This is a genomic window from Streptosporangium sandarakinum, assembly GCF_050942225.1.
GTDB lineage: Bacteria > Actinomycetota > Actinomycetes > Streptosporangiales > Streptosporangiaceae > Streptosporangium > Streptosporangium nondiastaticum.
On record NZ_CP192034.1, the window covers coordinates 6,344,763 to 6,359,127 of the forward strand.

At 74.2% G+C, this 14,365-nt stretch carries 10 protein-coding genes; 1 reads left to right on the forward strand and 9 read right to left on the reverse strand.

The annotated features are described in order from the left end of the window. Nucleotides 1-1,499: 1,499 nt before the first annotated feature. From cobA to ACQP10_RS29240, 7 genes are all read right to left on the reverse strand, one after another. Complete coding sequence (cobA, locus tag ACQP10_RS29210) at nucleotides 1,500-2,732, reverse strand: uroporphyrinogen-III C-methyltransferase (protein ID WP_346019579.1); 1,233 nt, start codon at nucleotides 2,730-2,732, stop codon at nucleotides 1,500-1,502. A gap of 343 nt (nucleotides 2,733-3,075) precedes the next feature. Then, on the reverse strand, nucleotides 3,076-4,299 hold the full coding sequence (locus ACQP10_RS29215; protein ID WP_433540080.1) for a nicotinate-nucleotide--dimethylbenzimidazole phosphoribosyltransferase: 1,224 nt from the start codon (nucleotides 4,297-4,299) through the stop codon (nucleotides 3,076-3,078). Between the two features lie 244 nt (nucleotides 4,300-4,543). Further along, the gene (locus tag ACQP10_RS29220) at nucleotides 4,544-5,371 is read right to left on the reverse strand and encodes a sirohydrochlorin chelatase (protein WP_179824023.1); all 828 of its coding nucleotides are present in this window, start codon (nucleotides 5,369-5,371) and stop codon (nucleotides 4,544-4,546) included. A 308-nt stretch (nucleotides 5,372-5,679) separates the two neighbouring features. Next, nucleotides 5,680-6,285 (reverse strand): LutC/YkgG family protein, encoded by a 606-nt coding sequence (locus ACQP10_RS29225; protein WP_433540081.1) that lies wholly within the window; start codon nucleotides 6,283-6,285, stop codon nucleotides 5,680-5,682. Beyond that, nucleotides 6,282-7,694, reverse strand: coding sequence for a lactate utilization protein B (locus tag ACQP10_RS29230; RefSeq protein ID WP_433540082.1), 1,413 nt, complete (start codon nucleotides 7,692-7,694; stop codon nucleotides 6,282-6,284). The genes ACQP10_RS29225 and ACQP10_RS29230 overlap by 4 nt, the downstream gene beginning before the upstream one ends. 37 nt (nucleotides 7,695-7,731) lie before the next feature. Further along, a complete protein-coding gene (locus ACQP10_RS29235) occupies nucleotides 7,732-8,709 on the reverse strand; it encodes a (Fe-S)-binding protein (protein ID WP_433540083.1) in 978 nt (325 codons plus the stop codon). A gap of 70 nt (nucleotides 8,710-8,779) precedes the next feature. Further along, on the reverse strand, nucleotides 8,780-10,369 hold the full coding sequence (locus ACQP10_RS29240) for a sulfatase family protein (protein ID WP_346019574.1): 1,590 nt from the start codon (nucleotides 10,367-10,369) through the stop codon (nucleotides 8,780-8,782). Between the two features lie 115 nt (nucleotides 10,370-10,484). Between ACQP10_RS29240 and ACQP10_RS29245 the strand changes: the two genes are divergently transcribed. Further along, nucleotides 10,485-11,504, forward strand: coding sequence for an LLM class F420-dependent oxidoreductase (locus ACQP10_RS29245; RefSeq protein ID WP_346019573.1), 1,020 nt, complete (start codon nucleotides 10,485-10,487; stop codon nucleotides 11,502-11,504). Nucleotides 11,505-11,624: 120 nt separating this feature from the next. Here the strand turns inward: ACQP10_RS29245 and ACQP10_RS29250 are convergent, their stop codons facing one another. Together ACQP10_RS29250 and ACQP10_RS29255 are read right to left on the reverse strand one after the other, a co-directional pair. After that, nucleotides 11,625-13,604: an FtsX-like permease family protein gene (locus ACQP10_RS29250; RefSeq protein ID WP_346019572.1), complete on the reverse strand. Its 1,980-nt coding sequence runs from the start codon at nucleotides 13,602-13,604 to the stop codon at nucleotides 11,625-11,627. Then, nucleotides 13,601-14,350 carry an ABC transporter ATP-binding protein gene (locus ACQP10_RS29255; protein ID WP_346019571.1) on the reverse strand — a complete coding sequence of 250 codons (750 nt, stop codon included), beginning with the start codon at nucleotides 14,348-14,350 and terminating at the stop codon, nucleotides 13,601-13,603. The genes ACQP10_RS29250 and ACQP10_RS29255 overlap by 4 nt, the downstream gene beginning before the upstream one ends. Nucleotides 14,351-14,365 lie beyond the last annotated feature (15 nt).

Sequence of the window (14,365 nt, forward strand, 5' to 3'; positions counted from 1 at the left end):
CGCAGGGCGGGGATCGCGCGTGGCGGCCGGGCTCTTCCCGGGAGCCGGTTCCCATGTGGGGTCCGGGTCCTCTCCGGGACCCGAACCGCGCGCGGGGTCCGGGACACGCGGGGCCTCGGCCACGGGATCCGGAACGGGTACGGCCTCGGCCGCGGCAGGATCCGGAGCGGGTACGACCTCGGCATCAGTGGAGCCCGGGACGTCCTCGGACACGACAGGGTCCGAGGCGGGTACGGCCCCGGACCCTGTGGAGCCCGGGACGTCCTCGGAGCCCCGATCACGCACGGAAACCGGCTCGCCCACGCCCTCGGGCACGACGGGATCCGGAACGGGTACGGCCCCGGCCACAGCGGAACCCGGGACGTCCTCGGAGCCCCGATCACGCACGGAAACCGGCTCGCCCACGCCCTCGGTCTCGACGGAGTCCGGGACGTCCGCGAGTGCCTGATCGTGTACGGGGTCCCGGTCGCGGGTGAAGTCCGGATCTCCGGCGGGGCCGGCCGCGACGGGAGCGGGCGCGGCTCCGGTGACCTCCCCGCTCCCGCCGGTGCCCTCACCGGCGTCGTCACCGATGAGGGCGGACGCGAACCCGTCCCCGGACCGGTCCGGCTCCGCGTCCACGCGACCGGGAGAGGAGGCCGGGGCACCGCTCGCGGGGGCTTTCTCCACGGGAGCACCGCTCGCCGGGGTCGGTGACGAGGCGTCATGGCCACTCGCCGGAGGCGCGGGAGTGCCGCCGGTCAGGGCCGCGATCCTCGCCTGGGCCGCCGCCGCTGCGGCGCGGAAGGCGGCCATCGGGTCGTCAGCCGTCGCGGCGGCACGGAAGTCCGCGAGCGGATCGTTCACCGGCGGGCCGACGGGATCGTTCACCGGCGGGCCGACGGGGCCGTTCGCCGGGGGGCCGATGGGGCCGTTCGCCGCCGGGGAGGCGGCCCCACTCCGTGTGGGCGCCTCGCTCGCGGGCCGCGCGGGCACGCCTGCGGGCCGCCCGGGAGCAGCGGATCGCGCGGGCGCCCCGCCCACGGGCCGTCCGGGAGTATCGGGCCGTGCGGGTGCTCCGCCCACGGGCCGTCCGGGAGTATCGGGCCGTGCGGGTGCTCCGCCCACGGGCCGTCCGGGAGTATCGGGCCGTGCGGGTGCTCCGCCCACGGGCCGGGCTGATCCGGCGCCCGGCGCCGACGGTCCGGCGGTGTCCTCGCGAGACGCGGGCGCGTCGCCGGTCAGGGCCGCGATCCTCGCCTGGGCCGCCGCCGCTGCGGCGCGGAAGGCGGCCATCGGGTCGTCGGCGGGCGGGGCGGCGGATCCGCCCGCGTCCTCACCGGCCGGGGGACGTTCGGGCGAGCGGGGGTCGTGAGCGGGGCCGATGGCTCCGAAGGCGAGGGTCTGCTCCCCTGGTGACTCAGCGTCGTCCGGAGCGGTGCCGCCGGAGGACTCCCGGGAGGCGCGGGCGAGCCGGCGATCACGTTCGCCCTGGTGGGGGGGCCTATTGGCAGGCGACTTCACGGTACGCGCTCCGCTCGAACCATATCGACCTCCTGGCCGATCTTCACGACATCGCCGACGATCACGATCGCAGGTGGCCGGATCCCGGCCGCGGTCACGCGCTCCGCCACGGTGGACAGCGTCGCGTGGAGAGCCCGTTGGGTGGGAAGAGTACCGTCCTGTACCACCATCACGGGAGTTTCCGGCGAACGTCCCTCCTGGAGAAGAGTTTCGGCGATTATTCCGATTCGTTCGACGGCCATCATGAGCACCAGGGTTCCATTGGAATTCGCCAGGTTCGGCCAGTCGACGGTCGACCGGGGATCGCCGGGCGGAACGTGAACCGACACCACATGGAACTCCTGGCTGACGCCGCGGTGCGTCACCGGCACGCCCGCCGCGGCGGGTACCGCGACGGGGCTGGTGATGCCCGGCACGACGATGACCGGGATGCCCTCGCGGGCGCAGGCGAGCATCTCCTCCCCGCCGCGCCCGAAGACGAACGGGTCGCCCCCCTTGAGGCGGACCACGAACTTGCCCTGCTTGGCGCGCTCGACCAGCAGCCTGTTGATCTCCTTCTGGGGCATGGACCGGCCGTAGGGGACCTTCGCGGCGTCGATCAGCTCGACGTCCGGGGGAAGCTCGTCGAGCAGGGCACGTGGCGCGAGCCGGTCGGCGACGACCACGTCGGCCTGGGCGAGCAGCTGCCGGCCGCGCACCGTGATCAGGCTCGGGTCCCCCGGGCCCCCGCCGACCAGTGCCACGCCCACCGGTTTGGTACGGCCGCGCCGGGCGTCGATCGTGCCGTCGCGCAACGCCGCCACCACGGCGTCCCGGATCCCCGCCGCCCGGCGTGGATCACCGCCGGCGGTGACCGCCACGTCGATCTCGTCCACCCGCCCGCGGGCGGGGGTCCACGCCGCCGACGCCTCCCTGTCGTCCGCGCGCACGCACCAGATCCGCTTGGCCTCCGCCTCGGCCGCCACCGCCGTGTTCACCGCCCGGTCGTCGGTGCACGCCTGCACCAGCCAGGCACCGTCCAGGTCGCCCACCTCGTACGGCCTGGCCTCCCAGGTCACGCGGCCGGCCGCGATGAGGTCGTCGAGGGCGTGGGTCACCTCCGGGGAGATGACGGTGACCAGCGCGCCGGCGTCGAGCAGCGCCGGGACCCGCCGCTGGGCGACGCGTCCACCGCCCACGACGAGCACCCGCCGCCCGGAGAGGCGCAAACCCAGTAGATAGGGCGACATGCGGCAGATCTCCTGTTCGCGGTCGATCGGTGGGCATGGGCGTCAGGAGGCAAACCTACCGGCTTGCGCCGTGTAGTTGACTGCCTCTGTCCCAACAGGGTTCCCAACAGGGTAAGGAACGCCTCCCCGTCACTCCCCACAGCCTTCCCGCGATCTCCCCGGAATCTCTCGCGGTCTCCACCCGGCCTTTTCGCGACCTCCTCGCGGCCCTCCCACCCCGTCCCACGGTCTTTCCGAGGCCCCGCCCCCGCGGTCTCCCCCAGCCTTTCCGGCCTTTCCGGTCTTTCCGGCCTTCCCGTGACGGGTACGGCGACCCGCCGCACCCGTCACCGGGCCGGAGGGCTCACGCCTCCTTGTCCGTGACCCCGGCCGAGTCGAAGGTCGCGACCTCGTGCATCACCCGGACGGCGGCGCAGACCAGCGGGTGGGCGAGCAGGCCGCCGGTCCCCTCCCCGAGCCGCATCTCCAACTCCACCAGGGGCCGCAGACCCAGATGGTCGAGGGCGGCGGCGTGACCCGGCTCGGCCGAACGGTGCCCGGCGACGCAGTGGTCCACCGTGCCGGGGGCCAGCGCGGCGGCCACGAGCGCGGCCGAGCCCGCGATGACGCCGTCGAGGATGACAGGCACCCGGGCGGCGGCCCCGCCCAGGACGAACCCGGCGATCGCGGCGTGCTCCAGCCCTCCGACCGCGGCCAGCGTCTCCAGTGCCGATCGTGCCGGCGCCTCACCCGACGCACCGCCCGCACCGCCAGGACCACCGGGACCGCCGGGACCATCCCAACCGTCCGAACCACCCGGAGCGTCCAGACCGCCCTGACCGGCCGACCCTTCCAAGCCCTCCAAGCCCTCCGAACCGCCCGAGCCCTCCGTCAGGCCGCCGGCCAGGCCGTTCACCCGCAGCGCCCGGCGGATCACCGCGACCTTCCGTGCCAGCGTCTCGTCGTCGGCGCCGGTCCCCCTGCCGGTCACGACGTCCGGGTCCCGGCCGGTGAAGGCGCAGATCAGCGCGGCCGAGGCGGTGGTGTTGGCGATGCCCATGTCCCCCGTTACCAGGCAGCGGGCGCCGCGCCCGACGAGATCCCGGGCCACGGCGATCCCGGTCTCCAGGGCGGCGACCGCCTGCTCGACGGTCATCGCCGGCCCCTGCGACATGTCGGCGGTGCCGTAAGCGACCTTGCTGACCGTCAGGCCCGGCGCCGGTTCGAGGTCGGCGGCGACGCCGACGTCCACGACCGTCACCGAGGCGCCGACCTGGGCGGCGAAGGCGTTGGCCACCGCACCGCCCGCGAGGAAGTTGCCGACCATCTGGGCGGTGACCTCCCGCGGCCACGGGCTCACCCCTTGGGTGTGGACACCGTGGTCGGCGGCGAAGATGGCCAGCGCCGCCGGGAACGGCATCGGCGGCGGGTTGACCGCTGCGGCCCCGGCCAGCCGTACCGCCACCTCCTCCAGTGCGCCCAGAGCGCCGCGGGGTTTGGTCAGGCTGTCCTGGTGGGCCCTGGCCGCGGCCAGCGCGGCGGGGTCGGCGGGCCTGATCGCGGCGATGGTCTGCTCAAGGAGAGTCATGCCGTTCAGTGTCCGCGAAAACCCGGCGTTCCGCGAAACCTCGGTTCCGCGGGGGATCATGGCATCCGCGGGGGTACGGGTTCCGCGGGAAGTTCGGAATCCGACCGGAAGCCTCGCTCTCCGCAGGAGATACGGGATTCAACCGGAAGTCTCAGGTCCCGCGGAAGGCCCGGGATCCGGCCGGAAGCCCCGGGCTCCGCATGAGACCGGTGCCGGGCGGAGCCGCCGGCCGCTCAGCGGCCGGTCACCAGATGACGCCGCCGAGCGCCTCCTCGTAGCGCTCGACGACCACGTCGGCCAGGCCCTCGCAGTCGCCGATGACGTCGGCGCACCGGACGTCGAGGTCGGGGTGGCCCGCGGCGTAGGCCATGGCCTGGGCCCAGACGCGGTCGAGCACCCCGCCGCCGAACAGCAGGTAGGGGACGACGATCACGCGCTTGGCGCCGAGCCGGCGGCAGCGCTCGATGCCGCCGGGGACGCCGGGCGGGGTGAGGGAGACGAACGCCGTCTCCACGGTCATGTACTCGTGGGCGTGCGTCTCCCAGAACAGGCGGGAGACCCGGTGGACGTCCGCGTTGGCGGCGGGGCTGGTGGAGCCGTCGCCGACCAGGACCACGGCGGTCTCGCCGATCTCGATGCGCTCGGGCTCGTCGTCGAGCGGACCGGCGGCCACGGGGACCAGGCGAAGGCTGGCGACCTCGGCGGCGGCGTCGGCCAGGCGCTCGGCCAGCAGCGCCAGCACCCGGGGGTCGGAGCCGAGCGGACGGCCGTAGTCACAGGAGAGCATCGGGTGACGCTCCTGCTCCTGGGCCATCACGGCGAGGAGGTCGGCGTCGGCGCGCATGTCCTCGGTGAGGCTCAGCGGCAGCGCCACCATCCGGTGGTGCCCCCGGGCGACCAGCGAGGCGATCGAGTCGCTGAGGCGGGGCCTGGCCCTGCTGATGTATCCGCCGGAGACGTCGGCCGCCGTCTGGTCCAGACGGCAGCGGAGCCGGTGGACGAACCTGCCGAATTCTGCGGAACCCGCGTCATCGTGCGAGCCCTGCCCGATGAGCAGCAGCGGCGGTTTCATGAAGGAGAGACTCCAATGACCTTGACCTGGCAGTACGCGGTGGATCTCGACCCGGGGACACTCGGTCGCGAGTGGCGAGGATATCCGATGGCGCGGTGGCATGGGCAGGTAACGGACTGTCCAAAAGCGGCGCCACGCCCCTTCACGCCTCCGGGTAACAATCCCGTCCGATCCGGCCGGACCATGCCTGACCAGGCAGGACATCCGGCGTCCCGTGAGCTGGCAGCGCCCCGCCGGACGGCGACACCGTGGCACCCGGACGGCGACGCGGTGGCACCCGGACGGCGGCGCGGTGGCGCCGGGGCGGTTCAGCGGACGACGATCACTTCCAGCACGCGCGGGCCGTGCACGCCCTCGACCCGGTTCAGCTCGATGTCGCTGGTCGCCGAGGGGCCGCTGATCCAGGTCAACGGCCGGGCCGGGTCGAGCCGCCCGACGGCGTCGGGCACGTCCGCCACGATCTGGTCCGCCCGCACCACGCACAGGTGGTAGTCCGGGACCAGGGTCAGCGCCCGCCGCCCCTGCCCGGGGCCGGCGTCCAGCACGATCGTGCCGGTCTCGGCGATCGCCACCGCGCATCCGGTGATCACGCCGTCCACGGCGTCCAGCTCGGCCGCGCTCAGCGGCGGGTCGTCGGCGACCGGCTCCGGGGGTGTCCACTCCGGGGGGAGGCCGGCGGGGACGACCACCCGGACGGCGCCGCGCCCGGCCAGCGCCGCGGTGATCGTCGCGGTCACCTCCTCCTCGGCCACCACGTGCACGACGGCGCGGTAGTCGGCCACCCGCTCGGCGAACAGCTCCACCGCGCCGGGCAGGTCGCGCGTCGTACGGTAGGCGCGGGTGATCTCCACGTCGGGAGCCCCGGCCACGGCGGCACGGATCCTGGTCAGGATCAGTTCCCTGCTTCCGCTCATCGGGTGCCCCCGTTCGTACGGTTCCACCAGTCGCGGAAGGACTCGGCGGGGATGTCGGGAAGGTCGCGGGTGTCGGTCCAGGCGGCCAGCGGGCCGGGCAGTCGCCCGGGGACGAAGCGGCGCAGCCGTCCGGCGAGCCGCTGGGCCCCCGCCAGGCGCGCCGGACGGTCGAACACCCATCCGGCGGCGCGCATGCCGAGACGCTCGGCGCGCGGGTGGCGGGCCTTCCCCCGCAGGTGGACCAGGACCTCGGGGATGTCGATCGCCACCGGGCAGACGTCGAAGCAGGCGCCGCACAGGCTGGAGGCGTACGGCAGCGAGGCGTCGAGCTCGGAGGCCATGCCGCGCAGCTGCGGGGTGAGGATCGCGCCGATCGGGCCGGGATAGACCGAGCCGTAGGCGTGGCCGCCCGCGCGCTCGTATACCGGGCAGACGTTCAGGCAGGCCGAACAGCGGATGCAGCGCAGCGCCTGCCGTCCCACCTCGTCGGCGAGGACGCGGGTGCGGCCGTTGTCCAGCAGGACGAGGTGGAACTCCTGTCCCTCGACGGCACCGGTCCAGGTGGAGGTGTAGGGGTTCATCCGCTCGCCGGTGGAGCTCCTGGGCAGCAGTTGGAGGAAGACCTCCAGGTCGCGCCAGGTCGGCAGGAGTTTCTCAATGCCGACCACGCTGATCAGCGTCTCCGGCAGGGTCAGGCACATCCGGCCGTTGCCCTCGGACTCCAGCACCACCAGCGTGCCGGTCTCGGCGATCATGAAGTTGGCGCCGGAGATCGCGACCTTGGTGGACAGGAAGCGCTCCCGCAGGTGGAGGCGGGCCGCCTCGGCCAGGGCGCGGGGGTCGTCGGTCAGCTCACCGGGCGCCGGACGGCCCCAGGCTGCCATCTTCGCGCGGAAGATCTCGCGGATCTCCGAGCGGTTGCGGTGGATGGCGGGGACCAGGATGTGCGAGGGCCAGTCGTCGCCGAGCTGCACGATCAGTTCGGCGAGGTCGGTCTCGTAGGCGGTGACGCCCGCGCGGCCGAGCGCCTCGTTGAGCCCGATCTCCTGGGTGGCCATCGACTTGACCTTGACCACGCTGGTCTCACCGGTCGCCCTGACCAGGCCGGTGACGATCCGGTTGGCCTCCGCTGCGTCGGCCGCCCAGTGGACGTGGCCGCCGGCCGCGGTGACGGCCTCCTCCAACTGCGGGAGGTAGCGGTCCAGGTTGCGCAGCGTGTGGTCCTTGATCTGCCGGCCCGCGGCGCGCAGTTCCGCCCAGTCGGGCAGCTCGGCGACGACGGAGGCCCGCCGGCCGCGGATCGTGCGCGTGGCCTTGCGGAGGTTGAACCTGAGCTGGGAGTCCTGTACGGCGGCGGCCGCGTTGCGCGGGAACGCGGGCATGCCGAGGAACGCGGCGTTCCCGCTCATCGGCCGTCCTTCCCGGTCACCGTGCCGTCCTCCACGCTCATCGGCCGTCCTCCCCGGTCGTCGCTCCGTCATCCCGGGTCACCGCGCCGTCCTCCCCTGCGGTCGTCGCGGCGTCTTCCGCGACTCCGCGTGCGGCACCGGCCGCCGCGGTCCCCGCGGGGTCCTCCGTGGCGGCGAGGATCTCGGCGAGGTGCATGGTCCGCACCCCGGTGCGCTGCCGCCGCAGGGTGCCGCCGATGTGCATCAGGCAGGAGTTGTCGGTGGCGCAGACCACCTCCGCGCCGGTGTCCATGATGTTGCGCACCTTGTCGGCGCACATGGCCGCGGAGACCGCCGGGTTCTTCACCGCGAAGGTGCCGCCGAAGCCGCAGCACTCCTCGGACTCGGGCAGCGGCACCAGCTCCAGGCCCCGCACCCGCTCCAGCAGGCGGAGCGGGCGGTCGCCCAGGCGCAGGCCGCGCAGGGAGTGGCAGGTCGGGTGGTAGGTCACCCGGTGCGGGAAGTACGCCCCGACGTCCTCGGCGCCGAGGACGTCGAGCAGGAACTCCGACAGCTCGTAGACCCTCGGCCCCGCCTCGGCGGACTCCCCCGCCGGAGGGGCGGGCTCGCCGGCACGGGGTTCGTACCCGCCCGCCGCGCCGGACGGGACCGGCCCGCCGCCCGTCCCGTGTCCACCGTGACCGTCATGACCGTCATGACCGTCATGGCCGCCGTGACCGCCGTGACCGCCCGAGGCGGCGCGGGCCAGCTTCGAGTACTGCTCGCGCACCATCGCGGCGCACGACCCCGACGGCACCACGACCGCGTCGTAACCGGCGAAGACGTCCGCGAAGTGCCGCGCCAGCCGCCTGCCCTCGGCCAGGTAGCCGGTGTTGAGGTGCATCTGGCCGCAGCACGTCTGCGCCGTGGGGAAGTCCACGTCGCAGCCCAGGCGGCGCAGCAGGGTCACGACCGCCTGCCCGGTGCCGGGGAACAGGGTGTCGTTCACGCATGTGACGAACAGGGCGACGCGCAAGGCACTCCCTCCCGAGTCTGGTGCAACACACTATCCGTCCGGCTTTCCGAACCGCGGGGAGCGGCACCGGTCAGGGCCTGAGGGCGGCGCCCGGCAGGCCTTCCAAGGTGGCGGAGACCGGGGCCGGGACGACGCCCGACGACGGCCCGGGGACCCCCAGGGAGACGGGTCCGAGCGAGGACGCCGGGGACGGGACGGTGCCGGTGATCGAGGGCGGCTGGACGGAGTCGGCCACCCGGCACGACTCGCCCGAGCACGTCGCCAGCGCGTCGAGCTGCCGGTCGAACGCGGAGATCACCGACGGCGGCACCCCGGCCGCGAGGTTGTGGAGCTGGTAGGGGTCGGTGACGAGGTCGTAGAGCTGGTACTCCCCGGTCGCGTAGCGGACGAAGGTGTAGCGGGCGGTCCGCATGCCCCGGTAGGCCGGGACCGGCGTCTGACGGGCCGAGTCCAGGTTGAACGGGCGGTTGAACTCCAGCAGCACGTTCTGCCGCCAGGACGGGGGCGTGCGGCCTTGCAGCAGCGGCACCAGGGACCTTCCTTCGACGAAGGAGGGCAGCCGGGCCCCGGCCAGGTCGGCGAAGGTCGGGGCGAGATCGACGTTGGCGCCCATCTCCTCGACGACGCCACCGGGCTGCACGCCCGGTCCGCGGACCACGAGCGGCACCCTGATCGCCTCGTCGAACGGGGTGGTCTTGCCGTGCTGGAGCCGGTGCTGGCCCAGGTGGAACCCGTTATCGGAGCCGAAGAAGATATAGGTGTCGTCCAGTTTGCCGGCGGCCCTGAGGGTCTCGACCAGGGCGCCGACCATGTCGTCCACGCCCAGCATGGCGCGGAGCCTCCGGCGGTAGCGCTCGTCGATCCGCTGGGTCGCGAGCGCGCCGAACCGCGGGCGCATCCGCATCCAGAGGGGCTCGGCGGAGACGTCCTCCTGGTTGAACGACGGGGTCCGGGGCGCCGTCGCGTAGGGGAACGCCTCGGCGTGCCGGGGCGCGCAGTTGGCCGGGTTGTGCGGGGCGATGGGCGCGAGGTAGAGGAAGAACGGCTGGTCGCCCGGCTGGGAGACGAACGCCTGGGCCTTCTCGCTCAGCACGTCGCCGAGGTAGTCCTGGGGCAGCGAGCCGTACGCCCGTACCGTGCCGTTCTCGTTGAGCGCGTAGTCGTACTCGTTGTAGAGGTTGCGCACGGGGACGTCCCACTCGTCCCAGCCGGGCGGCACGTGGTCCGGCGGGGCGATGCCGCCGGGGTAGTGGTTGAGGTATTTGCCCATCAGCCCGGTGCGGTACCCGGCGTCCTGCATCCAGGTGCCGATCGTGGAACGTTCCAGACCTGAGGTGAAGAACTTCTCGAATCCCCCTTCGGGGCCGGTGTTGGTCAGCACGCCGTGGCTGTGGACGTACTGGGAGCGCAGGATCGACGAGCGGGAGGGACAGCACCAGGAGTTCGACACGAAGAAGCGCTCGAAACCGGTGCCGGCGAGGACGAGCTGGTTCCAGATGTTCGGGAAGAGGTGGAGGTTCCCCGCCTCCAGGTCGTCGGTGAGGATGAACACGATGTTCGGCCGCCGGACGGCCTGCGCCGCCGTGGGGGCCAGTCCGGACGCCGCCGCGAGGACGGACAGCAGCGTCAGGCACAGGAGCTTGCGGACGGTGTTCAGCACAAATTCACGTTTCCCACCTGCCCCGACGCCGACACCTCCCCCTCGGCTCCCTCTCGACCCCCCTGCTGGAACGTGTTCTCATCGGGTAGGCGCACGACTTCTCGCGGGAGGCCCCATGACCGCCGACCTGAGGCTCGGCCTGAACCTCGGTTACTGGCAGCGCGACCCCTTCGACGCCACCGCGCTCGTCCAGGCCGCCGAGCGGCTGGGCTACGACTCCGTCTGGACCGCCGAGGCGTACGGCAGCGACGCCTTCACCCCGTTGGCCTGGTACGGCGCCCGTACGTCCCGGATCAGGCTGGGCACCTCGGTGGTCCAGCTCTCGGCCCGGACCCCGGCAGCGACCGCGATGACCGCGATGACGCTGGACCACCTGACCGGCGGGCGGCTGCTGCTCGGAATCGGCGCCTCCGGCCCGCAGGTGGTCGAGGGCTGGTACGGCGTGCCGTTCCCCCGGCCGCTGGCCCGCACCCGCGAGTACGTCGAGATCATGCGGAAGGTCTGGCGCCGCGACGAGCCGGTGACGCACGACGGCGAGCACTACCCGCTCCCCTACCCGGGCGGCGCCGGCCTCGGCAAGCCGCTGAAGCTGATCACCCGCCCGCTGCGCCCCGACATCCCCGTCTACCTGGGCGCCGAGGGGCCCAGGAACGTCGCGCTCGCCGCGGAGATCGCCGACGGCTGGCTCCCGCTGTTCACGCTCCCGGAGCGGATCGGCGAGATGTACGGCCCACCGCTCGCCGGGGCGGCCCCGGACTTCGACATCGCGGCGATGGTCATGACGCTGCTCACCGACGACGTCCGGGGCGCCCTGGACACGGTGAAGGCGATGCTGACCCTCTACATCGGCGGCATGGGGGCCAAGGGCCGCAACTTCCACTCCGACATCGTCGCCAGGATGGGGTACGGCGAGGCGGCCGAGCGGATCCAGGCGCTCTACCTGGCCGGGCGCAGGCAGGAGGCGTTCGCGGCGGTCCCGGACGAGCTGGCCGACGGCATCTCCCTGGTCGGCCCGGCCGGGCGGATCCGCGAGCGCCTCGCCGCGTGGCGGGCGAGCCCGGTCACCAGCCTTCTGGTGATGGGCCCGCGCGACGAGGACTCCCTGCGGACGATCCGCGACCTGGTCCTGGGCTGACATCCCGGACCGGCGATCCGCGGCCTGGTTCTGGGCCGACGCCCCGGACCGGGCTTCCGGGCCGGGCCGCGGCGCGGACCGAGCCCCGCGCCGCGGCCGGTCCCGGGCCGGCGGCCGGGGTCAGTCCGGCCGCGGCGCGGGGTCGGCGGTGACCGACCGCAGCAGCGGGGCGCTCGCCGCCCCGGCGCCCACCACCCCGGCGAAGCCGAGGACCACGCAGGTCAGCAGGACCGTCAGCCCGGTCATGTTCAGCGCGGCGTACACGAACGGCAGGGCGCAGAACATGCCCGCCGCGATGGTGCCGCCGCCCATGACCGTCAGCGGGATGAGCGTCTCGGACCGGCGGGCCGCGTTCAGCACCGAGAGCGGGGTGCCCGCCAGCCTGAGCAGCGCGTAGGTCTGCCGGCGGTCCAGGACCGAGGAGGCGGCGGTGATCCCGGCGCTGGCGATCGCCACCAGGAAGCACACCGCGAGCACGGCGACCACGCCGGTGCGGATGTCGCCGAGCATCCGGTTGGAGGCCCGCTGGTCGTCGGCCGCCGTGGTGGCCACGCCGCCCGGGACCAGCCCGGTCAGTGCGGTGCGGGCCCGGTCGAGCGTCGCGGCGTCGTGCGCGCGGGGCGTGACGGCGACCACCTTCAGCTTGCCCTCGCTCCCGCCGGTCGTCCGCACCGTCGCCGGGACGCCGGCCGCCGACAGCCGCTCGCGGGCCTGGCCGGCGATCTCGGAAAGGCGCGCGGGAGGCGCCGAGACGCGCAGGACGGCGGCGTCCGGGGAGCCGAACAGGCCGCTGTCCGGGACGAGCAGGCCGATGAACCCGGCGATGAATCCGATCATGGCGACGCCGCTCACCGTCCGCCAGGCGGACCTGGGGTCGTCCATCAGGCGGCGACCGGCCAGCAGCCGGGCCGGGCCGCGGGCGGTGCGCGCGACGATCCGGCCGATCCGGCCGACCACCCAGGGACCGGCGAGGTTGACGGCGCCGAAGGCCAGCCCCAGGGAGAGGGCGAAGATCCCGACGCCCGCCCCCATGCCGCCGACGACGGGCACCGTGGCGAGGGCCGCGAGCAGCGCGACGACCCGGATGAAGCGCATCGCCGGGGGCGTCTCCCGCCGTGCGACGCCGAGCGGGCTGACCACGACGCGGCGCAGCCCGGCCACCGCCGACAGGCCGACGAGCAGCGGCACGGCCACCAGCACCCCCGCCACCGCCGGCGCGCCCGGCCACAGGTCCGCCAGGAACCAGGAGCCGCCGGCCACCTCGATCCCGGTGAGCAGGGGGGAGCAGACCCCGTACAGGACCAGGCCGAGCAGCGCGCCGCAGAACGCGGTGATCACCGCTTCCGCGACGGTCATCGTGACGACCTGCCCCGGGGTCGCGCCGACCAGCCGGAGCGCGGCCAGGCGCTGGTCGCGGCGGGCCACGGTGAGCCGGGCCGCGGCGCCGCCGAACACCAGCAGCGGAACGACCATCAGGACGCTGGCGACCACCCCGAGGATCTGGTAGCCCACCGCCTCGTCGGTGCGCTGCCCGGCGAAGGAGGAGATCCGCACCGGCCCGACGCCGCGGTCCCGGTCGGCGTAGCCCGGCGCCCTGACGGTCAGCTCCGGGGAGTCCGGCGTCTGCCCGCGGACGGCCAGGAGTTCGCCGGGGTGGACCAGCGTCCCCTCCTCGACGGTCCCGGCGCGCCGGCCGGGGAACCGGTCGGCGAGCTGACCGGCGGGAAGGCTCCCGGCGAGCTCGGCGAGCGCCGGGGAGAACCAGACCTCGCCGGGGGCCGGGAAGCGGGTCAGGCCTGGCGGCGCGGGTGCGCCCGGCTTCAGCGCCGCCAGGTTGACGACGGTGATCCGCTGCCCGCGCACGTGGTCGGTGCGGACCGACTCGACCGCCACCGCCCCGTCCGCGGCGGCCACCGGGTTGCGCCACGCCTCCCGATCGGCCCTGCCCTGGAAGGCGAAGTTGACGGCCACGGTGAACAGCAGGAGCGCGGTGCTGATGGCCACCGCCGCCGCGGTCAGGCCGGCGCCCAGCAGGCCGCGGCGGCCCCCGCCGCGCAGCAGCCGCCAGGCCAGGCCGATCAGGTTGCCCCTCGCGCTCACCGGCCGGCCCCGGTCTCTCGGTCCCATCCGCCTGGACCGGCCGCCGCGGGCGCGGCGGGCACGGTGGACGCGGTGCCCCGCGGGTCGGGCAGGACTCGGCCGTCGCGGACCTCGACCACGCGGTCGCACCAGCGCGCCACCTCGGGGTCGTGGGTGACGACCACCAGCGACGCCCCGTTGTGCTTGGTGGCCTCCACCAGCAGGCGCATCGTCTCCTGGCCGGTGGCCTGGTCGAGCGCGCCGGTCGGCTCGTCGGCGAAGATCACCGCGGGCCGGGTGACCAGCGCCCTGGCGATCGCCACCCGCTGCGCCTGGCCGCCGGAGAGCTCGCCCGGACGCCGCCCCTCCATCCCGGCCAGGCCGAGCGGGGCGAACCACTCGCGGGCCCGCCGTACGGCGTCGGCCCGGGAGACGTCGCCGAGCATGAGCGGCAGCGCCACGTTCTCGTCGGCGGGCAGCTCGGGCAGCAACTGGCCGAACTGGAACACGAACCCGAACCGGGTGCGGCGCAGGGCGCTGCGCTCACGCTCGCCCATCGTGTCGATCCGCCGGTCCAGCAGGCGGACCTCTCCCTCGTCCGGTTTCATGATCCCGGCCAGGCAGTGCAGCAGGGTCGACTTGCCCGACCCGCTCGGCCCCATGATCGCTACGGCCTCGCCACCCCGGACGGCCAGCCCGACACCGCCCAGCGCCACGGCCGGGCCGAACCTTTTGACCAGGCCGATTCCTTCAAGCACAACGTTCATGGGGACGACTCTCCC